20 protein-coding genes are annotated in these 22,352 nt (G+C 51.3%); 10 read left to right on the top strand and 10 right to left on the bottom strand.

Translation table 11 applies throughout. The annotated features are described in order from the left end of the window. Nucleotides 1-3 precede the first annotated feature (3 nt). Complete coding sequence (locus RG807_RS08640) at nt 4-402, bottom strand: hypothetical protein (RefSeq protein ID WP_309044536.1); 399 nt, start codon at nt 400-402, stop codon at nt 4-6. 128 nt (nt 403-530) lie between these two features. Next, nucleotides 531-2,051, bottom strand: coding sequence for a bifunctional GNAT family N-acetyltransferase/carbon-nitrogen hydrolase family protein (locus tag RG807_RS08635; protein ID WP_298447113.1), 1,521 nt, complete (start codon nt 2,049-2,051; stop codon nt 531-533). 114 nt (nt 2,052-2,165) lie between these two features. Here RG807_RS08635 and RG807_RS08630 point away from each other — a divergent pair, with 114 nt between their 5' ends. Beyond that, a complete protein-coding gene (locus tag RG807_RS08630; RefSeq protein ID WP_309044535.1) occupies nt 2,166-4,052 on the top strand; it encodes a methyl-accepting chemotaxis protein in 1,887 nt (628 codons plus the stop codon). Nucleotides 4,053-4,059: 7 nt separating this feature from the next. Here RG807_RS08630 and RG807_RS08625 read toward each other — a convergent pair whose 3' ends face one another. Then, nucleotides 4,060-5,010: a hypothetical protein gene (locus RG807_RS08625; protein WP_309044534.1), complete on the bottom strand. Its 951-nt coding sequence runs from the start codon at nt 5,008-5,010 to the stop codon at nt 4,060-4,062. Nucleotides 5,011-5,218: 208 nt separating this feature from the next. Here RG807_RS08625 and RG807_RS08620 point away from each other — a divergent pair, with 208 nt between their 5' ends. Further along, complete coding sequence (locus RG807_RS08620; RefSeq protein WP_309044533.1) at nt 5,219-5,773, top strand: DUF4442 domain-containing protein; 555 nt, start codon at nt 5,219-5,221, stop codon at nt 5,771-5,773. A gap of 21 nt (nt 5,774-5,794) precedes the next feature. Here the strand turns inward: RG807_RS08620 and recQ are convergent, their stop codons facing one another. Next, nucleotides 5,795-7,663, bottom strand: coding sequence for a DNA helicase RecQ (recQ, locus tag RG807_RS08615; protein ID WP_309044531.1), 1,869 nt, complete (start codon nt 7,661-7,663; stop codon nt 5,795-5,797). Between the two features lie 186 nt (nt 7,664-7,849). Between recQ and RG807_RS08610 the strand changes: the two genes are divergently transcribed. Next, complete coding sequence (locus RG807_RS08610; RefSeq protein WP_309044530.1) at nt 7,850-9,043, top strand: 1-acyl-sn-glycerol-3-phosphate acyltransferase; 1,194 nt, start codon at nt 7,850-7,852, stop codon at nt 9,041-9,043. A 45-nt stretch (nt 9,044-9,088) separates the two neighbouring features. Beyond that, nucleotides 9,089-9,748: an alpha/beta hydrolase gene (locus tag RG807_RS08605; protein WP_309044529.1), complete on the top strand. Its 660-nt coding sequence runs from the start codon at nt 9,089-9,091 to the stop codon at nt 9,746-9,748. A 43-nt stretch (nt 9,749-9,791) separates the two neighbouring features. Here RG807_RS08605 and RG807_RS08600 read toward each other — a convergent pair whose 3' ends face one another. After that, on the bottom strand, nt 9,792-11,204 hold the full coding sequence (locus tag RG807_RS08600; RefSeq protein ID WP_309044581.1) for a TrkH family potassium uptake protein: 1,413 nt from the start codon (nt 11,202-11,204) through the stop codon (nt 9,792-9,794). Nucleotides 11,205-11,448: 244 nt separating this feature from the next. Here RG807_RS08600 and RG807_RS08595 point away from each other — a divergent pair, with 244 nt between their 5' ends. Both RG807_RS08595 and RG807_RS08590 read left to right on the top strand, forming a co-directional pair. After that, complete coding sequence (locus RG807_RS08595) at nt 11,449-12,024, top strand: acyl carrier protein phosphodiesterase (protein ID WP_309044528.1); 576 nt, start codon at nt 11,449-11,451, stop codon at nt 12,022-12,024. Beyond that, a complete protein-coding gene (locus tag RG807_RS08590; protein ID WP_309044527.1) occupies nt 12,021-12,644 on the top strand; it encodes an ATP-dependent zinc protease family protein in 624 nt (207 codons plus the stop codon). Before RG807_RS08595 ends, RG807_RS08590 begins: the two co-directional genes overlap by 4 nt. A 24-nt stretch (nt 12,645-12,668) precedes the next feature. Here RG807_RS08590 and RG807_RS08585 read toward each other — a convergent pair whose 3' ends face one another. Continuing rightward, a complete protein-coding gene (locus tag RG807_RS08585; protein ID WP_309044526.1) occupies nt 12,669-13,976 on the bottom strand; it encodes an ATP-grasp domain-containing protein in 1,308 nt (435 codons plus the stop codon). Between the two features lie 309 nt (nt 13,977-14,285). Between RG807_RS08585 and RG807_RS08580 the strand changes: the two genes are divergently transcribed. Then, nucleotides 14,286-15,734: a malate:quinone oxidoreductase gene (locus RG807_RS08580; RefSeq protein WP_309044525.1), complete on the top strand. Its 1,449-nt coding sequence runs from the start codon at nt 14,286-14,288 to the stop codon at nt 15,732-15,734. On the opposite strand, the gene RG807_RS08575 is transcribed toward RG807_RS08580, so the two are convergent. Continuing rightward, nucleotides 15,720-16,742: an adenosine deaminase gene (locus tag RG807_RS08575; RefSeq protein ID WP_309044524.1), complete on the bottom strand. Its 1,023-nt coding sequence runs from the start codon at nt 16,740-16,742 to the stop codon at nt 15,720-15,722. The two genes, RG807_RS08580 and RG807_RS08575, sit on opposite strands and share 15 nt — an antisense overlap. Nucleotides 16,743-16,888: 146 nt before the next feature. On the opposite strand from RG807_RS08575, the gene RG807_RS08570 reads away from it, so the two are divergent. Continuing rightward, nucleotides 16,889-17,815 (top strand): pirin family protein, encoded by a 927-nt coding sequence (locus RG807_RS08570; RefSeq protein WP_309044523.1) that lies wholly within the window; start codon nt 16,889-16,891, stop codon nt 17,813-17,815. A 163-nt stretch (nt 17,816-17,978) separates the two neighbouring features. After that, on the top strand, nt 17,979-18,515 hold the full coding sequence (locus RG807_RS08565) for a porin family protein (protein WP_309044522.1): 537 nt from the start codon (nt 17,979-17,981) through the stop codon (nt 18,513-18,515). A gap of 213 nt (nt 18,516-18,728) precedes the next feature. On the opposite strand, the gene RG807_RS08560 is transcribed toward RG807_RS08565, so the two are convergent. Further along, nucleotides 18,729-19,661: a LysR family transcriptional regulator gene (locus RG807_RS08560; protein WP_309044521.1), complete on the bottom strand. Its 933-nt coding sequence runs from the start codon at nt 19,659-19,661 to the stop codon at nt 18,729-18,731. 90 nt (nt 19,662-19,751) lie between these two features. Then, the gene (locus RG807_RS08555) at nt 19,752-20,786 is read right to left on the bottom strand and encodes a lipid A deacylase LpxR family protein (RefSeq protein WP_309044520.1); all 1,035 of its coding nucleotides are present in this window, start codon (nt 20,784-20,786) and stop codon (nt 19,752-19,754) included. Nucleotides 20,787-21,193: 407 nt separating this feature from the next. Between RG807_RS08555 and RG807_RS08550 the strand changes: the two genes are divergently transcribed. After that, on the top strand, nt 21,194-21,370 hold the full coding sequence (locus tag RG807_RS08550; RefSeq protein WP_309044519.1) for a hypothetical protein: 177 nt from the start codon (nt 21,194-21,196) through the stop codon (nt 21,368-21,370). Between the two features lie 129 nt (nt 21,371-21,499). Here the strand turns inward: RG807_RS08550 and RG807_RS08545 are convergent, their stop codons facing one another. Next, nucleotides 21,500-22,339: a transporter family protein gene (locus RG807_RS08545; RefSeq protein ID WP_309044518.1), complete on the bottom strand. Its 840-nt coding sequence runs from the start codon at nt 22,337-22,339 to the stop codon at nt 21,500-21,502. Nucleotides 22,340-22,352 lie beyond the last annotated feature (13 nt).

Raw genomic sequence — 22,352 nt, 5'->3', positions numbered from 1 at the left:
GAATCAGGCCATATGCCGCATGTTGGACACAGAACCCGAGGAACGTCGTGACTTCAACGACTGCTTTTTGGAAAGCACCTCTCTGATACGGCGTAATTTTTCTTCAAGAGTGGTGTCACCATCTGACTTTAAATCGGAAAAGTCGATCGAATAAAAAAAGTTGCTGCAGTGCTTTCTGCGTTCAGTAATCAACCCAGACACATTCTCCGCCCGGATTTTATCAAACGGCATGTCCATAATCAGATCGAGCGTGACGGTATCGCCTGGATTGAACATCTTGTCCGTCTTCATAACGCACCCGTATGAGTCCAATTCAAAAAGCGCAGCCTCAACCCGTTCCTTACGGAAGAGACCATGCCGAATTGTGAATCGGGCAATAAGATCGGGCAACGCTTCGTTCATGAATACCAAGTCTCTACAGATCCGGTTTGGATATTGATTAAACAATTGATTAAACAATAGACACTGAAATCGGGATTTGCAACGCCATCAGTGCCATACGATAAACCTTTAACACTGTTCTTCAACAGCTATCGGGTGATAATTTCATACATATCAATTCTACGGTCTTTAAGGTTGGTAACAGACCCTTCATTGCGGACCAATGTGAGCTTTTCCAGATCCATATCCGAGAACATGATCATCTCGGTATTGGGTGTTGTTTCAGCCATGACTGCATCGTGTGGGAATGCGAAATCAGACGGCGAAAATACCGATGACTGAGCGTACTGCACATCCAGGTTTTCCACTTTCGGCAAGTTCCCGACGCTGCCCGTGATGACCACATAGCACTCGTTTTCAATAGCCCGGGCCTGGGCGCAATGACGAACCCGCAAATAGCCGTTCTTGGTGTCTGTCCAGAAAGGCACGCAGATTATGTCAACTTCCTTCATGGCTGCAATTCGCCCAAGTTCGGGGAATTCGATGTCATAACAGATAAGGATCGCAACCCGCCCTGAGTCTGTATCGAATACTTCGAACTTGTTTCCACCTTCAACAACCCAGTCGCGGCGTTCATGAGGGGTAATGTGGATCTTGCGCTGTTCGTCTACCCGGCCATCACGATGGCAAAGATAGGACACGTTATAGACCCGGTCGTTCTCCAGCAATGGCATGGAACCGGTGATGATATTGATGTTGTAGCTCACCGCCATCTCTGACATACGGTCCCGGAACTGCTGCGTAAAGCCGGCGAGGAACCGTATGGCTCGGGTTTGATCTACTTGATCGGTCAAGCCCATTAGCGGCGCGTTGAAAAACTCCGGGAAAAGCGCGAAGTCGCTCTTGTAATCAGAAAGAGCATCAACAAAGTACTCAACCTGCTCAAGTACTTCCTCGACCGAACCGAACTCACGCATCTGCCACTGAACGGCGCCCATACGAACCTGGGTTTTCTTTTCGTTCAACACAGAGGAGGGCGGGGTATAGAGAATATTTCGCCACTCCAGCAAGGTTGCATACCCCAGAGACTTTTCATCCTCCGGCAGGTATTTGTGCATCAGCCGGGTAACCTGAAAATCGTTGGAAAGCTGGAAGCTCAAAATCGGATCGTAGATGTCTTTGCGGTCAACGCGATCAATGTATTCGGCCGGAGAATACTGTTCTGAATATTTGTGATAACCAGGTATCCGCCCACCAGCAAGAATAGCGCGCAGGTTGATTGAGCGGCAAAGTTCCTTGCGAGCTTCGTACAGCCGGCGACCAAGCCGGTAGCCGCGATATTCAGGATGAATAAACACATCCAGCCCATAAAGCGAGTCGCCCTTTGGATTATGCCGGATCTGCTCATTGCTCAGAATCAGGTCGTCATAGGTGTGAGGGTTACTGAATCGCTCATACTTGACCGAGACTGTCAGGGCGACGGCCACCAGCTGGCCGTTATCTTCAATGCAAATCTGACCGTCCGGGAACTGTTCAACCAGCGCTTTAATGGTATCTTTGGGCCAAGCTCCGCCAATGTCGTCGTAAACCCGATCCATGAGTACCTGGAGCTGTTCATAATCATCAAGCTTCAGGTTGCGGAGATTTAAGTGCAGCTCTTCATGGGCCATTCAGTAGGGCTCCTGTACGGCGGTGAAATGAATGTTCGAAACAAGTTTATCAGAAGGCATTAAAGAGTTCGCACAGACCGCCGTTAATCAATGAAGTAAATTCAGGAGTACGCCGTGCATCTTACATTTGGTCAAAAACTGCTGGTCACCTTCAGCATTCTCCTGATATTGGTGATGGCGGCCTTTACCATTTCCGGAAACCTCCGCCTGCAGAATACATCGCAAACCTATGTGGATTCGTTAATCGAAAACACAGCGGAGCAGAATACGTCGAGTATTGCTGAATGGCTCAACACACGCCTTGTCATGACTGAATCAACAGCTAAAGCCCTCGAAACAGTGTCAGACGATTCACAGGCACATACGTTGTTGCAGGCGATTTCAACCGGCGGCAATTTCAAGGATGTGTACGTTGGCCGCGCCGATGGTTTCATGCTGATGAAAACCCAGGCCGACACCGATGCATTGCCTGAAGGCTATGACCCTCGCACTCGCCCCTGGTACAAGAGGGCCATGGATCTCGGGCGTGGATCCTTTACTACGCCTTATCTCGACGCTGCAACCGGCGAGATTGTTATCTCAACCTTCGCGCCTGTGAGGCGTGGGCCGTATCAAGGCGTTGCCGGCGCGGATATTACACTCAATGCCATTGAGCAAATGTTGTCAGTGATCAACCTGGCAGGCACCGGGTATGCAGCTCTGATCAGTAAAGACGGCACAGTTCTGTACCATCCGAACAAAAGCCTGATTGGCAAAAAAATCAGCTCACTGCTTGGTGAGGCTCCAAAGCTGAACAAAGACGTGCACAGCTATGAGCAGGAAGGTTCTGCCTGGAGCGCCAGCTTTCACTCAATCAGCAATGCCCGTGGTGTTGACTGGTATCTGGGTACCTTCGTTAACCAGGACAAAATAAACGCCCCTGTGCGAAGCGCCATGATAACCGGTGCGATTATCGCCATCGTTGGGCTTTTGGTGTCGCTCGTCGTGCTTCATCTGGGAATTCGCACCTTGATGGCGCCCGTGCGCAGGTTGAATGCTGCCATGGCAGACATTGGATCAAACGATGCTGACCTCACCCAGCGCCTGGATGACAGCGCCCGTGATGAATTTGGGCAGTTGGCTGCAAGTTTTAATCAGTTTGTCGGTAAAATCCATCAGGTTGTTCGTGAAGTCCAACAGGGAAGCGGCGAGCTGGCCAGCAACGTAACCGCCCTGAGAAATACAGCCAAGACTAGCCGCAGCAGCGTTGACAATCAGCAGGCCGAAATCGATATGGTCGCGGCGGCGATAAACGAGATGTCCGCAGCGGCGCATGAAATTGCACAAAATGCTCAGCAAACCGCAGATGCGGCCAACACTGCAGATGACGACAGTCGTGCATCGCTGGAAACCATGTCTGCCTCGCGGGATGCGGTGCAAAAGCTTTCCCACGAAGTAAGCGCGGCTGCCGAGGTCATCGACTCACTGGGGCGCGATGTTGCCTCCATCACAACCGTGCTGGAAGTTATTCAGGGCATTGCTGAGCAGACCAACCTGTTGGCACTGAACGCCGCCATTGAAGCTGCGCGGGCAGGGGATGCTGGTCGCGGTTTTGCAGTGGTTGCCGACGAAGTAAGAAACCTTGCAAGACGAACTCAAACAAGCACTGAAGAAATCAACAATATGATTGAGCGCCTGCAAACGGGTGCCAATGACGCGGTAGAGGTAATGAAAGCATCAACCGCGGTGTCTAACGTGAGCATGGAAAAAGCTCAGGATGCCATGGATTCCCTGAACCGTATTACTGGCGCCATTACCGCCATTAGCGAGATGACCTCTCAGATTGCTACGGCCTCTGAGGAGCAAACATCGGTAACGGAAGAGCTGAATTCGTCGATTACCCGTATTGCGGATCAAGGCCAGGAAGCCGCTGCAGCCGCAAGCGAAAACGATGTTTATAGTGGGCATATCGAAAAGATTGGCCACACCCTCGATGGTAACGTATCTCGCTTTCGGGTTTGATTGAGGCTCAGTTGCGAAGCAACTCAATGCGCCAGCGTAGGTTATTCAGTGTATCGCGGCCAATGTTGCCTGATTCCTCGCTCAGGAAAGGGTTATCCAGAACGATGATCGTGCGCTTATCCAGATTGAGGGTGGCGACTGCCTCACCATAATACTGGTCAAGAAACACACCAAAGCTGCCATCACGGATAGCGCGCTCCATTCCCAGTTGCAAACGATGCGCTGTTACCTGGTCTTCCGGACCCACAAACAGGTACGAGGGCATGGGGTAGGCCAGCACAAGGTTGGGTTCTACCGTCATCTCTGGGTCGTTTTCCATTTGCAGGTCGTTAATCACCTCACTGACACCTCTGGCAAAGCAGTCGAAACGGTGTTTTCTCAGCATTCCAAATAGAATTTCATAACGGGAGTGGGTAATCACAGGTATTTCGTTGTTTCTGAGAATTGGTGTGTCTGGCCAGTGATCACCTTGACCAATTCGTACACCACTTTCGCGAAGATCGTCGAGGGAGTGGATATCCTCGAACAGTGACAGGCTTTCTGGCATCACCACGCACACGCGAAAGCCAAGCAGCCCTCCATCTACAGGTACTGGAACAGGCGTCAAAAACTGCTCCCGCTCTGCCGAAGTGGCCACATTGGCGATATCCACCATGCGGTTAACGCCTCGGGCCAGTTCGCGCAATGCCCGTCCCTGGCTAAGCTCCTGGCTCCGGATAATGCGGAACTCCCCATACTCGGGTGTTTTTTCCAATGCCAGAGTAACCAGCGCATGGATGGCGGGGCTATCGAAATTCCGATACCAGAGAACATACTCCTGAACAGGGGGCGGCGCCGGATTTGCCTGAACAAAGCCACTCAACAGAAGCGCACAAAAGAGCGCCAGGGAGAGCCTGGTTGCAACAGGCAGTTTGGGGCCTGCGTGACCACAAGTCAGAATGGTGTGGGCATATGGCACTATCCGTATCCTTGTGAAATGTTCCGAATCCATTCCAGCAAGCGAAAGCCAGCTGCTTTGACGTTATAACAATGATTTCAAGTAATGACACTTTAGATCAGAATTCTCCGGAGAGCCGCCAAATCTCACCACAAATATGTAAAAGAGTGTTGCGATGTGTGTTCGGCATTGTAATGATCCGCCTCAATAAAACTATCGGAGCAGAATAATGGCATTTATAGACAGTATTATCGGGGCCACCGGTCAATGGATTTCCACCACGGATCCTAAAGCAACCTTGGCAAAACCCCTGGAGTGGTTAAAGAAGACCGGGGGCTACGCTGCCGTTAACCGTCTAATAGGGATGTCGATCCCGTTCGCGCCCCGGAACCGGTTCAGCGTTGAAGAGGTTCGCCCAGGTTACGTGCGGGCGCGTATTCAACTCAAAGGTAACAAAAACCACTTTGGCAGCTTGTACGCAGGAGCCTACTTTCTTGTGGCGGAAATTCCGGGTGGGGTACTGACACTATTTGATCTTGGCCCAGCCTACACACCGATCCTGAAGGAAATGACTCTGCAGTTTTTGCTGCCCGCCAATTCGGATGTGACGGTAGAGTTTGAATTATCACCGGAAGAAGTTGCAGGGATTCTCGCGGATGCCGACGCTACTGGTCGGGCGAAGTTCAGCCTCACCGGAGAACTGCGGGATATGGAGGGCAATCACGTTGCTACATCCATCGCTCAGTACCGGGTTCGCAAGAAAGGCTTCAAGCCCGCGGCATAATGGAAAGCCTGAGGTTGTTCCTCAGGCTGGATCCAGCTCGGCAATGGCGGCGAGAAATATCTCGCCGTATTTCTCCAGTTTTGCCGCACCCACACCGCTCACGCCGCCAAGCTCATCGAGCGTTTTCGGTTTGCGTTCCAGCATGTCGAACAGCGTGGTGTCGTGGAAAATAACGTAAGGCGGCACGCCTTGCTTGTCCGCAAGCTCCTTACGGCACGCTCTTAGTGCCTCCCAGCCCACGTGGTCTGTCACTTGGTCTTTAACCGGGCTGCCGGCTCTTCCACCTGAAGAGCGGCTTGAAGTCTTCTTAACTATTGGGTCCTTGCGCAATTCAACCTTGTGCTCGCCTTTCAGCAAGGGGCGGCATTCCTCAGTGAGCTGCAGCGCGCCATAGCCATCGGGATCTGTTCTCAAATAGCCGTTAGCCACCAGTTGACGGAACACCGACTTCCATTCGCTAACCGAAAACTCCGCACCAATGCCGTAGGTTGATACCTGGTGATGCCCCAATTGGAGGACGCGCTCATTTTCTGAACCTCGCAACACATCAATAAGGTGGGTAACGCCAAAACGTTGCCCGGTGCGGAACACGCAAGACAGTGCTTTTTGAACGGCAACTGTGCCGTCCCAGGTTGCAGGTGGATTCAGGCAGGTATCACAGTTACCACAGGGAATATCCAGCGCATCGCCAAAATAGTTCAACAGGACTTGCCGACGGCACTTGGTCACCTCACACAGCCCGAGCATGGCATCCAACTTCTGCCGCTCAATGCGCTTGAAGTGATCGTTCCCCTGGGAGGCTTCCAGCATCTGCCGCAGCTTGATCACGTCCTGAAGGCCATACACCATCCAGGCCGTAGAAGGCTTTCCATCACGGCCCGCACGGCCGGTTTCCTGGTAATAGGCTTCCAGGCTTTTAGGTAAGTCGAGGTGTGCTACAAAGCGCACATCTGGTTTATCTATGCCCATACCGAAGGCGATGGTGGCGACAATAATCACACCATCTTCCCGGAGAAAGCGCTCCTGATTGCGAGCCCGATCGTTTGCCGGAAGCCCGGCATGGTAGGGCAATGCGGTGTAACCTTTCTGGGAAAGCATCTTCGCGGTGGCATCCACTTTGTTGCGAGACAAGCAATAAACTATGCCGCAGTCAGCTTCATGCTCTGCTTTAATAAAGTCCAGCAACTGCTTGTTCGCATTCACCTTCGGAGCTATACGGTATTGAATATTTGGGCGATCAAAACCGCTAATGAAGTGCCGCGCCTCGGTGAGGGACAGACGCTCCGCGATCTCTTTGCGAGTACGCTCGTCGGCCGTTGCCGTTAACGCAATTCGGGGAATAGCTGGGAACTCATTCGCGAGTACCGCCAGTTGCAGATAGTCAGAACGGAAGTCATGCCCCCATTGAGATACGCAGTGGGCTTCGTCAATGGCGAATAACGAAATAGACGCATCGTGCAGCAGCTGGAGTGTACGGGGTTGAATGAGCCTCTCTGGCGCGCAATAAAGAAGATCAAGTTCACCGGTGCTCAGTGCGTACTCGGTTGCGCGTGCCTGTTCAAAATCCATCGTTGAATTGAGAAAAGCCGCTTTCACACCCAACTCACGCAACGCTGCAACCTGATCTTGCATCAAGGCGATCAGTGGCGAGATAACAATGGCCGTGCCGGTTCGAACAAGCGCAGGAACCTGATAGCAGAGGGATTTACCGCCGCCAGTGGGCATGAGCACCAAGGCATCGCCACCAGATACGACCTCATGGATGATATCCCCCTGCAGAGGGCGGAACGATTCGTACCCGAACACTTCGTGCAAAACCTGTTCGGGGCTTCTGCCAGATGTAGTGGGCCTCTCGGCAGAAAGCTGTTCAAAGTCCTGATCGGGATACATAGAATAACCGGTTATTCGCGAGGCTGGGGTGAAATCAGGTGGAGGATGATATCAGATTCACCACAAGGAATGGCCGGGCAAGACGTGTTTTTGGGAAGCAAACCCATGGGAAAACCGATACAATACCGCCGTTTTAAGCCTAGGTTTAACATCTCAAGATAACTGACACACAACAACAGGGCAGCCATGCAGGAATTTGACGCCATCCGTCCCTATTCGGACGAAGAAACCGGCCCGGCAATTCAGCGGTTGGTTAACGACCAGGAATTTCTGGATATGGTCGGGCGCTTCAAGTCGCCACTACTTGCTCGCTGGGCCCCGGCACCCTTGCGTTTTTTTACCCGGCGCTGGCTGTCTAGCCGATTTGGCCACTTCACAAAAGTAGATGATTTGCAGGCTGGGCTTTCCGGCTATATTGGTGCGCTGATTGAAAGCACAACAGCCCGTGTCACCAGCAGCGGCCTGGAGAATTTGAGCAAGCAGGGGGCCTACCTGTTCATCTCCAATCACAGGGACATTGTTTTTGATCCCATGGTGGTCAACTACCTGCTGTTCCATAACGATCTGCGCACCACACGCATCGCTATTGGCGATAACCTGCTTGCCAACCGGGTGTTTGCAGAGATGATGCGACTGAACAAGAGCTTCATTGTCCGCCGTGATATGACCAGCCCTCGGGAAATGCGTGATGCATATATTACGCTCTCGGGCTTTATCAATCACAGCGTTGCGAACAACGAGAATATCTGGATAGCCCAGCGGGAAGGGCGTGCTAAAGACGGTCGTGATTTTACCGATCCGGCGATCATAAAAATGTTTTATATGAGCTGTAAAAAAAGCGGGCTGAGCTTTGCCGAAGCTATGAACAAGCTTCGCATTGTCCCTGTATCTATATCCTACGAATACGATCCCTGTGACGCTGATAAGGCCCGCGAGCTGGAAACCAAGGCCCGCAGTGGCAACTATAAAAAAGCGGAAGGCGAAGATACTGAGCAAATCATGAAAGGTCTAACCCAGTTCAAAGGCCATGTACACGTGCATTTTGGCGCCCCGATCATCAGTGCCCCAGAGAATGCAAAAGAGTTAGCCGCCGTGATCGACACGGAAGTTCACGCGAACTATCACTTGCACGCATCCAACCTGATCGCCTACGAAATGCGCGGGCAGAGCTCCCAGGGAGCTAGCAGCCTGGATGTGATTCGGGAGTCGGTCGTAACCGCAGGAAACTGGTCGGAGGCCGATATTCAGGCAGCCCGTGCGGAAATGGAAAACAGGCTCGAAGCTTGTGATCCCGCGATTCGACCCTATCTATTGGATATGTATGCCAATCCGGTTCAGAGCGCACTGGATGCAAGCGCCAAGTTGAACGCACCGGAATAATCCGGACACCAATCCAATTCCCCTTTCAGATACACGAGGTACTGCGTGCAGGATCTACAATATATTGAGCTGGAAACCCGCCCCAACCCCACAGCCGCAGTTATCTGGCTGCATGGCCTTGGCGCAAGCGGACATGATTTTGAACCCGTAGTGCCAGAGTTGGGCTTGCCAGACGATGCAGCGGTGCGTTTTATCTTCCCCCACGCCCCTAATATGCCAGTTACCATCAATGGCGGAATGTCCATGCCAGCCTGGTACGATATTAAAGCGATGGATATTGACCGGATTGTGGATACCGATCAGTTGATGGAGTCGGCCCGTGCGGTAGGCAAGTTAATTGACCGGGAAATTGAACGTGGAATTCCCGCGGAAAACATTGTTATTGCTGGATTTTCTCAGGGTGGGGCGGTTGCTTACGAGCTAGGCCTGACATACCCGAAACGTCTCGCGGGCATTCTGGCACTTTCTACCTACTTCGCTACAGCGAAAACAGTAAAGCCTTCCGAGGCGAGTGTAGGGATTCCTATCAATGTTTATCACGGGACCTTTGATCCCATGGTTCAGGAATCGCTTGGTGTGCGCAGTGTGGAAGCACTCAAGGAAATGGGCTACGAGCCGGCGTATATGACCTTCCCGATGGAGCACAGTGTGTGCCTTGAGGAAATTCAGGAGATCGGGCGCTTCATTCGCAAGCACGCCCTCTAAGAACTATTAAAACTTGCCGGCATTCAGGTTCAGGTACAAAACGTTAACTGCGCCAGAATGCCGGTGAGAGCACAATCACCACACTCAGTATTTCCAGTCGCCCCATTAGCATGCCTACCGCAAGAATCCACTTGGCGGCGTCTGGCAATGGGCCGAAGTTCCCCGCAGGTCCGATGATGTCGCCCAAACCAGGGCCTACGTTGGTGAGCGCAGTCAATGCGCCTGACAACGACGTGATGAAGTCGAGTTGCATGGCGGCTAGCGATACCGTGATCAGCAACAGACACAGCAGGAAGATAAACGTATAGGCGATCATCGACGCGATAATGTCATCACTGACCGCCCGTCCATTGTAGTTACGCGAGAGTACCGCCCGTGGGTGCAGCAAACGGATCAATTGCTCACGAAGTACAATCAACGAAAGCTGAAAGCGAAAAATCTTCATGCCTCCGGACGTTGAGCCGGAACAGCCGCCAATAAACATCAGGAAGAAAAACAACACAAACGCCAGCGGCCCCCAAGCTGAATAGTCTTCAGATGCATAACCGGTTGTGGTTACCACGGAGGTCACGTTGAATAAGGTAGCAATGTAGTTGTGTACCGGGTCAAAAGGCACAGGCGAGACAGCCCACCTGTAAAGCGTGAGAAGGGCAGGCACAACCAGCAGTATGGTTAGAAACAGCCTTACCTGCTGATCCCGGAACAACACGCCACGTTGCCCGTGCATCTCTCTGACAAAAAGGAAAAATGGCAGGCTGCCAATCATCATGAAAAACGAGGCTTCCACCAAAATCAAATCGTTAAATTTACCCATGCTCATATCCGACGTGGAGAATCCTCCAGTCGCGATACTGGTTAGGCCATGGTTAAAAGCATCGAACAACGTCATGCCAGATAGCCAGTAAGTGACGACCGCGACGGTTGAGAAGACAAGATAAACAATGAGAAGCCCGCGGCTCAGGGTTTTCATTCTTGGGAGGGCTTTATCTGTCCACTCTGAAGACTCAGTAGCAAACAATCGCATACCGCCAACACGCAGGAACGGAAGCACCGCTACGAACATGCCGATTATCCCTATGCCCCCGATCCACTGCAGAATCGATCGCCAAAGAAGCAGATCTTTATCCATGGTGTCCAGGCCACTGAATACAGTAGCGCCTGTGGTTGTGATGCCTGAGGCGCCTTCAAAAAAAGCATCTGCAGCGGAAATGCCGTCATCACTAAGGTAAAAAGGAAGTGCGGAGAGCAGGGAGATAATGAACCAGGACGATACGGTAAGCACGAACATATACCGCGGTTTTAAGTCTCTGGGCTTGCGGTACGTAGAGGCAATGCCGAATAACCCGATTCCGAAAACGATGGCTGCAGACTCCACAAACGACGCCGCATTGGGCGCATCCGAGCCAAGCATCAGAAACACAGGCAGCGTCATGAATATGCTGAGCAGCACAAACATGAGACTTACAATAAAGATAACAGGGTAGAGGTTTCTCAATGGATGCCCGAGCTAGCTGAACCGAGAGAGGGCGACAGAATACCTGTGGCAACGTTCAACCGCAAGGAAACTCACGGTTTCCAGCATGATTGCCGTGGTATTAAAACACCGTCAGCAAAGGGCTTTTTACGGTTTCTGGTGTGGAAAAGCCGTGTAGATTGTTGCAGTCTGATTAGCAGATAGTTTTGGAATTGGGGAAACGACATTGAACCACCTGGCGCACCTATTTCTTGCCCCTGACTCGCCTGAAGCGCGGGTGGGCAGCATGCTTGGTGATTTCACCCGTGGTTTGGACATTGCAGCGCTCCCGGATTCAGTAAGGCTGGGGGTTCGGCACCACTTGGCCGTAGACAGTTTCACCGATAAACATCCAGAGGTATTAGCCAGCAAGCGGCTTTTTTCTACCCAACGCCGCCGATTTTCCGGTATAGCCCTGGATGTTCTATACGACCACTTTCTTTTACAGCATTGGAGCGAGTTCACTGATGCAGATCAAAACAGCTTTATCAGCGCCGTTTATGCAGAGCTGCAGGATAACGAAGACCTGATGCCCCCTGTTATGGCCAGAACAACCCGACACCTTGTCTCCCACGACTGGTTCGGGTCCTATCGCGATCTCGATAACATTGGATTCGCCCTTGACCGAGTGGCTACACGCATTCGTTTTCAGAATTCTTTTGCGGGAATTATTGAGGAAATACGACCATTGCACTCAGAGCTTGAAGAACGTTTCTTGTCATTTTTCCCGGATTTACAATCATTTGCAGGAGGAATTGAATGAAGTCTCTGATCCCCTTAGCCCTTGCCACTACGTTCATGGTTCCTGCTACAGCCCTGGCGGAGAAAGCAGACAAAAGCGGCATACCGGTTCCCGAAACGCTCGGTTTTGTAGAGTGGGTCGTGATGAACGATACCGGCTTGAGGCTTAAAGCTCGGCTGGATACCGGTGCGAAAACCTCATCGCTGCACGCGGTGAACGTAGAAGAGTTCAAGCAAGACGATCAGAAATGGGTGAAATTCCAGATTCCGCTGGCCGACCATAAAGACCACCCTACGACAGATGACAGCACTATTGAACACGAAGAGGTGATTCTTGAGCTGGAGCGGCCCGTAGAGCGCACGGTGCTAATCAAACGAAAAGGTGCTCCATCCCAGAGACGCTACGTTGTGATGATGGATTTCTGCATTGCCGGTACCAGCCACAAAACCCAGTTTTCTTTGACTGATCGCGGAAACTTCTCCTATCCGGTACTGCTCGGTCGCCGCTTCATGAGAGACGACAATATACTGATCGATTCTGCAGACAGCTTTATAGCCAGCAAGGAATGCGAGTACATGTCCATGGAAGAGCTTGTAGACAAGCAGCAGGCGAAACTCGTTAAGCTAAGCACGGCCAGCTGACAGCTGACAGCTGGCCGCTAACACCTAAACGTAGAAATCCAGATCTTCCTGGGCTTTCAACAAATCCCGCATTTTTATTGGGTCGTCGCCATTAAAGAAGACCAAGCCCCAGTGAGTTCCAAAAGCTGCCCTGTCGGGCACCATTTCTTCAGTTGGTTCCAACAACTCATGGGACTCGAAGTAGGGGTGTTCAGTGGTTTCTTTCGGCATTTCAAGTTTACTGACCACCCGCCGCCTTGGGTACACACCGAAGCAGCCCGCGTAACCCTTCGCATCAACGACTTCGCGAGGGAAGAAGGCATCAACCTCCTCCTTGGTGCTTTTAGGATCGAACACCAACATTGAGGCTTGATACGCACTGAATCCGTAGGCTCTCTCAATAAGTTCGAATGCCTTGAATCCGGGCGGGCGATAGGCGACTTCACCAAAATACATTTCGCCGTCTGCAGTCACAAAGTACTCGGGATGAATCAATCCAAACTTTATCTCAAAGGTCTTGATCAGTAGCTCGATTTGCTTGGTGATTGCATTACGCCAGCTCTCGAGTTCTTCGGTAGCAGGCACGAACACGGAGTATCCCAGCGTCACGTATTCAGAAATATTCAGGAACTTGATTTTCCCATCGTGAATCCAAGCTTCAACAGCGAATTCCCAGCCATCCAGGTGGCTTTCCATCAACAGGGGATATTCTTCAGCGGGTATGGAGTCTATTTCCTCAACCTTGCGAATCATTCGGTGCCCAAGGCAACCTGCCTTGTCGAACGCCTTAACGTGAATCGGGTCGTCAGGATCTCCATCCAACTTGAGCAGTGTCTGGTTGACTCTTTTCATAAAGCGGACAACGTCATCTTTCTCGTGAGCTTCTTCGAAGATTCCGACACGAATTCCGCCAAGCTGCGCTCGACGTTTCATCAACGATTTGTCCCGGAATAGAATAGACTGCCCAAACATACGTGGGCTGTCGAGGAGCACTGAGTTTATAGCCCCGGACCACTCAACGGTTTCTTCAAAAAGAGGTATGGCAACATCCACGCCTTCGGCCTTCAGCCTTTGTGCTATTTCATAAGACCGGTCATTTAAGCGGAGAAAATCCCAGGAAATGAAAGGTATCTTGTTTGCGGTACAAAAATCCTCAGCCCACTCCGGAGCGACCACAATATAGCGGCGATCAAACTTTTGCGCTGCCTTGATGGCATTGACACTCCAGCCGAGTAGGGCGATGTAGCCCTTGCTGGGATCCTTGGGTGTTTCTGTTCCTTTGACCGAATCCATTTCTGGATCGAGCCAAGCCTGTACCTGTGTGGGTAACTGCTTTTCTGATGCTATCGACATTACTGTTCTCCTTGCTGATAAACCCAGACAAGGCGCATGCGTTTAAACGCACCGAGAAGCTGAGCGATTTATAATGTGCTCTGAGTATCAATATAGCCCTGATAGTTGCATTTAGAAACGAAACTCCGGAATAGATTGACTATGAAACCTCTTCCGGGCATTGCTGCTGCACCCTTACTGTTTGCAGAATTTGCATCGCGCCGGCGTGTCTTTCACTATGATTCAAGGGAAGAGGTAGATTTGACTGTTATTACTGACGCAGACTCAACTGACTGATCTCAGAAACATTGAAATTGGCGGGTCGACATTATGAACATAGTTATCATCGGCGCAGGCATTATGGGCACCACCTTTGCGACCTTGGCAAAGGAGTTGGCTCCCGATTTGGACATAACCATTCTGGAACGACTGAACCGTGCAGGCGGCGGCAACTCGTGGGCTTTTAACAACGCGGGTACCGGGCACGAAGCCAACTGCGAACTTAACTATACACCGGTCGACGGCGAAGTCCTTTCTGTTGAAAAAGCTCTCAAAATCCACGCCCAATTCAATGTAGCCAAACAGTTCTGGGCGTATCTGGTGGGAAAAGGTGCAATCAAACAGCCGTCAACCTTTATCAATCAGACCAAGCATTGCACGCTTGTTTCCGAATCCGCCATTGACGAGCTTAAACTGCGATTCGAAGAGATGTCCGCGCACCACTTTTTTGATCACATGCGCTACTCAGACGACTTCGACGAGATTAAAAGCTGGATTCCCCTGACAATGGATGGTCGCCCTCGCCATGAAAAAATGGCTGCCACCGTTATAGATACAGGTACCGACGTAAACTTTGGCTCTTTAACAGAACAAATGGCCGCTTATGCAGTGGAGAGTTTAGGCGTTAAGATCGAATACGGAACTCACGTTACACGTGCACACCGGAGTCCCACCGGGCGCTGGGTGATAAACGCCAATAGTAACGGGCAAACCCTTCAATATCGCGCCGACGCCCTCTTTGTCGGCGCGGGTGGTGGAGCCTTTCCCTTGCTCAAAAGAAGCCACCTGCCATCCCGGAGTCGATACGCAGGCTTTCCTGTAGGCGGGAGGTTTTTGCAGGCCCAAATAACGGAAGAGCAGGCTCAGAACTACAGAGCCAAAACCTACGGCCGAGCTAAGGTTGGCGCCCCTCCCATGTCTGTTCCGCACCTGGATTTGCGGGCGGTAGATGGCAAGTACTATTTGCTGTTTGGGCCGTTCGCCTCTTTCAAGCCGGTGCTGGAAAAGGGGCGTGGATTTTTCGATTATCTTACATCAATCAGGCTGCACGATATCCCCAGCTTGCTTAACGTCGCCTTGCGACATTCTCACTTGGTGAGATACCTGATTTCTGAAACCTTCAAAGGTGAAAAAAGCTTATTTGAGGAGCTTGAAAACTTTGCTCCCGGATTGAGCAGCAGGTTTGACTGGAAGCCGATTGATGCTGGCCAGCGCGTACAAATCATTAAAGATCGTGACTTGCAGATGGGTACCGAGATTCTTGTGTCCAAGGATAAGACCTACGGCACCTTATTAGGAGCATCTCCTGGCGCCTCTGTTTCACCAGAGGTGATTTTGCGCTGCCTGGAACAGATGTTGCCATCTGTTTTTTCAAACGAAGACGTGAAGGCCAAGAAAAAGCAGATATTTCCAGAGGACAATCTGGATGCGTTAATCGATCATCCTGATCGTTACCGAGAGATTCGCGATGCAGTGAACAAGCGATTAGGGATCGTGTGACGCCCATACAGATTCAACCTGCGCAAGTGCTTGTGCTTTCTCATCATCGTTTAGCCAGCTACCGGTGAAGCTGTTTTTCACCAATTGCACCACCTGCGCGGGCGATAAGCCGAGGTTCTTGATGATTGCATGGAAATTGGCGTTCATGTAGCCACCAAAGTAGGCAGGATCATCGGAGTTTAAGGTTACTTTCAAACCTTTGGCCATCATCTCCGGTAACGGATGCTTTTTCATATCATCCACAACCCGCAATCGCTTATTGGAAAGAGGGCATACGGTTAGCGTCAGCTCTTTTTCCACAAGCAGTGTGGTCAGATCCGCATCTTCCAAAGCGCGATTACCATGATCAATACGGTGAACGTTTAGCTGATTAATCGCCTGCCAAACATACTCTGGTGGGCCTTCTTCTCCCGCATGGGCGGTTACCAAAAGGCCGAGTTCATGGCACTTTTTGAACACACGTACAAACTTCTCAGGCGGGTGTCCCAACTCGGAGGAGTCCAACCCGACCCCATCAATGCGATCAAGGTGGGGAAGGGCGAGCTCCTGTGTTTCGAAAGCGCTTTCTTCGGACAAATGGCGCAAAAACGACATGATCAAGCGAAAACTCATGCCCAAATTTTCCTGGGCATGAGTGAGTGCTCGATATATTCCATTAATTTGTGATTCAAGCGCGACGCCACGGGCCAGATGGGCTTGGGGATCGAAAAATACTTCCGTATGAATCACGTTGTCATGATGGCTGCGCTCAAGATAAGCCCATGTAAGATCATAAAAATCCTGCTCGGTTAGAAGCACGGACATGCCGTTGTAATATATATCGAGAAATTCCTGAAGGTTATTGAACTGGTAGGCTTGGCGCAGAGCCTCTTCATTTTCGTAAGGAAGAGATACGTTATTGCGGCGTGCCAGCAAGAACATGAGTTCTGGCTCAAGACTGCCTTCAAGATGCATATGAAGCTCGGCCTTTGGCAACTTCTCGGCAAGTGCGAGTGTAAACGAATCCATGTAGGCTCCTCAGCTGGATATAGCGGTAAATGAAGGTAAGCTTAGATAGAGTGATTCTATGTGATATACCAATCAAAACTCTACTTAGCAGGGTGTGCAATGAACCCTCATCCTGAACTGATTTTCTGTCTTACAGGAGCGTACAAATGAGCACAGATGCGAAGCACCCGGATGAGGCGTATGAGCAGGACTGCTCTGAACCTGCGGAATGTAAAGAAGTTCATTTGCTAATCGAGCCTCGCGACAGGGATCTGGGCGGCTTTTCGGTTAGACGCGTGTTGCCAACCATGCAACGCCGAATGGTTGGCCCGTGGATTTTCTTTGATCACATGGGACCGGCGGAATTTCCCGCAGGAGAGGGTATCAATGTGCGCCCGCACCCGCACATCAATCTCGCCACGGTCACATACCTTTTTGAAGGTGAAATACTGCACCGGGATTCTCTGGGAAGTCTCCAGCCCATTCGCCCTGGGGATGTAAACCTCATGGTTGCAGGCAAGGGCATTACACATTCCGAGCGTGAACGGCCAGAAGTGACTGAAACCGCACATCGCTTACACGGGCTCCAGCTTTGGTTGGCTTTGCCGGAAGAAGATGAAGAGATTGACCCGGCTTTTTATCATTACCCGGACGCCGACATTCCCCGCGTTGAAGTGAACAACGTTCCGATTCGCGTGATTATGGGCAGTGCCTATGGTGAAACGTCGCCGGTCAAGGTATTTGCCGACACGCTTTACGTTGAAGCCCACCTGAAGGCCGGGCAAAGCATCAGCGTGCCAGAAGCAGACGAGCGTGCAGTTTACGTGGCTGCGGGCGAACTGCGTGCGGGAGGCACAACAATACCCGAGTTCGCAATGGCCGTGTTATCCGACAAGCCTGGGCTTGAACTAACGGCAACACGCGACGCCCGGATTGCGATCGTTGGCGGTGAGCATCTGGGTAAGCGTTACATGGAGTGGAACTTTGTCTCTAGCCGCCACGACCGCATCGAACAAGCCAAGTCAGAGTGGAAAGCTCAAACTTTCCCCAAAGTGGTCGGTGATGACGAAGAGTTTATTCCATTGCCGGAATAGTCTTATCTAACGAGCTACCGCAAGGAAAAACAGGGCTCAGGGCAGGGTTACCGGAAAATTAAAACGCCGTAAATTTAGGTTTCATCTATGGCTATCGCGCATTTGATGGGCCAAATTACAAGAAGAGGTAAACCAACTCTGTTTATTTTGAGGAGAAGTGCTGATGACTATTAGAAAAAACTTGCTGATCGCATCTATTGCTACCGCGGGTATCGTTACGGCTGGCACTGCATCGGCCGCGGACATGTACAAGTCTGGCGTTGGCGCGCTGTACGCAGGGCTGAACTACACCTTTGTAAACATTGACGGGCAAGGTGCAGACGCAGACGTTGGAACTCTGTCGGGCAAAGTTGGTGTAATGGCGAATGAGTACATTGGTCTGGAAGCTCGTGCCGGTTTTGGTGTGGACGACGATAGCATTGCCGGAATGGATGTAGCGCTCGACAACTTCTTTGGCGGCTACGCGACCTTCAACATGGTTAATCAAAGCCCGTTTACGCCGTATGCAGTTCTCGGCTTCACTCGGGTTGAACTTGAGGTTGGTAACTCTTCGGACGATGAGTCAGATTTCTCTTACGGTGCAGGCGTAAACTTCGAGATGGCCCAGAATTTGTCGGGTAACGTCGAGTACATGCGTTACTACGACGATAACGACGTTACCGTTGACGGTATAGGTTTGGGCGTTCAGTTCAATTTCTGATCCAGTTGCCATGAAAATGCCCGTGTGCTTCTCGAGGAAGGACCACGGGCATTATTCGTTATGCCGTGTTCATTTGTTCAACTATGAATACGATTTAACATAATATACATTATGCGCAGTATGGTTTGGTTGTGCGGTGACCACCTTTCGTATCTGGGGTGCCTTTGCCCTTTAAATGTACCCGGCGGCGGTTAGCCAGTTTCAGCGAATGCTTCACCGACCACACGGGGAATTTTCCATGACGTCATGCCAACGCTCCTGAAGGAGCGTTTCAATATGATCACGAATCCAGATAACACCGGGATCCCTGTCGTGGCGGGCGTGCCAAATCAGGTACAAGCTGGTCGAGTCGACTTCGAAAGGCAGATCGCCCATCCACAAGCCATTCACGAAGCCACAATCCTGACTGATCATTTCAGGAATTGCAGCAATCAGATTGGTTTCTCGCAATATCTCAGGAACAACGGAAAAATGATTGACGGTGGCAGCAATGCGTCGGGTTTTGCCTTTTTGGTCCAGATGATTGTCAACGAAACCATGTGCGTCTCCGGACATGCTGACCAGTAAGTGGCGGGCCTCCAGAAACTCATCCATGGTTATCTGCCTGCCAGCAAGTGGATGATCCGCCCGCATGGCCAGCGCATAGCCAGCTTCAAACAACCAGGTGCTGCGAAGACTATGATCATGGTGATTCAACACACCAACTGCGAGATCGACATGGGCTTCACGTAGCGCCCCGTGAGCCCCCTCTGGGGTATACGGCACGGCATAAAGGTCGATGCCAGGCGCCTCTCGCTCAAGCAATTCAATCAACTCACGCCAAATCAGCTCTACGATCACGTCGGTCGCGGCGACACGGAACGTCCTTTGCGAAGTGCCCGGATCGAACTGGGTGGCGTGCACAGCGTTGGTCAGCGCAAACAACGGCCCACCAATCTGGTCCCAGAGACTCAGTGCATAGGAGGTTGGCACTATATTCCGCCCTTTGCGAATGAAAAGTGGATCGTTCCAGAGGCCCCGCATTCGGGAAATAGCATTGGAGACTGCCGGCTGAGTCATAGCGAGCCTGTCAGCTGCGCGGGTGACCGAACGCTCAGTCATGATTGCGTCAAAGATATAGAGCAGTTGAAGTTCTTGAGATTTCATCGCTGGGTTACCTGGCACAGGAAAAGCTGTTTTCAGTTTGAACGGTAAAAGTTGTCGTCGCAACTGAGCTTAACCGGCAAGGTAAATTGGTCAGGTGGAACCTAGCCGCTTACTGAATACCAGCCCGCCCCATGCCAGGGTGCGGTTGCCATTGCCACTCTTGATCTCGGAACTCTGAACCCGGAGGACATAGCTCAATTCTGTACCCCCAAAAAAGCTGTGGGTGTAACCGGCCCATACTTCCGCAAGAAGTATATTCAGGTCATTTGCGCGAAGCTCATGGTCCGAATCACGGAACTGGCCCTGTAAAAAGGCGTTGTAGGCCCGAGCTTTAACTGACATGCCGCCCCAAAAATAGTTTTCCCGGCCTCCCGGTGTTGATACGGACGGGGCCCGTTCGCCATAGGCCATCAACTCTGGGTTAAAACGATTGTCCGGTGATGAGATAAGTCCATCGCGAAAAACCAATGCGGCGCCGAACTCAGTCAGGTAGCCGACAGAACCAAAATATGTGACTTTGAGCTTTCGGTCAGGCTGACTAGCCATCAGGTACTGGTGATAGGCTGCTGAATAGCGAAGAGTCGGCTCGCCTCCTTCTGAGATTTGATGCTCCCAACCCTCGGCCCGGTCGCTGCCGGTTGCCTTATGGATAGCGTTCTGGCCGGATTCGAATACATCGAGACCCAAAGCCCCCAAAGTCAACGACGTAGTCCATCCAGTCCCAGACCCTGGCTGCTGGTAGCTCCTGCTTGAGGAGATATACACCAGACTGCTGAAGGGACGATCAGCTGTATCGATTGTCTTCGATTCTATTGTCTCCGGTGTAAACCCATAAATGCCAAACTCCAGAGCCGTGCTGACAGGCTCCGCCGAAAGCCGCATAGGTTCGGCGAGTAACGTCTGGTCAATATTACCGGTCATGCGTGAAAACACATTATTGCTGAACTCTACCGAGTTTGAGGAATAAGTTACTGAAACCCCGGCGGTATAATCCCTGTCGGTCTGAGTTGGAGCGAGCAGGTCGTTATCGGTGGAGATTGCCAGTACGGAATTGGTGCTTTCTGCATTGGTTGTCGCAGACAACATCGCCAAAACAAACAAAAGGGTAAGTGAAAGGTATTGCATGGCCAACTCCGAGGTATCAATGATCGGAAACAAGTTGGCACTATTCTTAGGGTGAAGATGGGTTAGAACAAATCAGCTATCCGTATTCTATTCATCACCAGGATTGATGAATAGGTATTTTTGCCATCAAAAACTGCCCATAACTATCTAGACAATTTCGAGGGCTCACTTAACTCGACCCGTGCAATCTTCTGATAATTAACATTTAAATGAGAAGCTTTATGTGTATAGCATATCAAGGGCTTGAATTTTCAATTGACCCCTCTCAAACACTCGAATCATTCTGAGTGATGTAATGCATATCGATTTCAAATTATTCACAGGCGAGTTCGGCCGGCATACTTTGCTGCAACTGAGGTCGTACAGGTTAACGACCTCAACAGTCGAACCACACCGGAGAACTTGTTATGCACAAAATTGCACTGATCACCATCGCCACCCTCATCGCCATCGCTGCACTGCCCGCTCACGCAAGCCTCGCAGACCGAAAGTCAGACGAGGCCACTGAAGCAACAGCACAACCAGCACCTTATAACGGACAAGTCGTTATTCGAGGTCAAATTCAGCCAGAAAGTCACGGCTAGATCGTAAAAGTTTTTCCTGCGAGGCGCTAGGGACGGCGCGTTTTACTGATTACCGAGTTCAACCGCCTCCCCCTCTATACGACCACCCTCCCCGCCCACAAGCTAAACATCGCCGGGTACAAGCGTTCATTATCCTTTAGGAAACAGTAGCGTAAACGTGAAGCGCAATCCCCATTCAGGGCCATTGTCTGGCGCGTCAAGGTAATAGCGCGCGCCGCCCTGAAAGCTTACGAGCTGGTCGCCCAGTTTGGTTACTTTGCTGTACGCAACATTCAGTGGGACGGTCCACTGCTCAGCCTCCCAGTTATAGGTAGATTCCAGAGCGACGTTCACAGTGCGACCTTTGCCAAGACCCTTCGCAAGGAATGGCTGCAAATAGGTAGCGTTGACGTCCTCACGATCGCTCTCACCGGCAAAGGACCAGATGTGATTAGCCAACGCACCGTACGTCCATCCACCGGTCGTTTGTTTCAGTGCAACAACTGTGGGGCCAGCACCCCATTTTTCTGTCCCAAGCAGGTCGTCGCTTGCAGTAGGAATCAGAAGAACCGGTCCGGCACCCCAAGTCCATCCGTTTGCCGTCAGCGCCTTTGGTGAGAAAAACAGGCTCTGCGTTACATCGCCAAGGCCAGACTGGTCGCCAGCGCCCGGAAAGATCTCATCCTGGAAAACGAGCGGAACAATCGTGCGGGAGATCATATTCCAGTCTTCACTGATAGAAACAGGTACTACTGGCTGCACATTAAGGGTGTACTTATAACCGTCATCCCGAGCGCCAATACCGTCATCATAGTTCAGCTGCATCGGCACGCTGGTAAGGCTGGCTATGGGGTTTGCAAGTTGCTTGGCAAGCTCATCAGCAGAACCCTGCGCATAGACAGCAGAGCAACCGATGCCCAGCGGTATTGCCAAAACAGTCAACGAGCAAGCTTGCCGCAAAAGCACACGCCTTTTCAAAGGTGAATACATGATCGATTCTCCG

It is taken from the genome of Marinobacter sediminicola (assembly GCF_031157525.1).
GTDB classification, from domain to species: domain Bacteria; phylum Pseudomonadota; class Gammaproteobacteria; order Pseudomonadales; family Oleiphilaceae; genus Marinobacter; species Marinobacter sediminicola.
The sequence above is the reverse complement of the archived record's forward strand: the minus strand, read 5'-3'. Positions and strand labels throughout refer to the sequence as shown.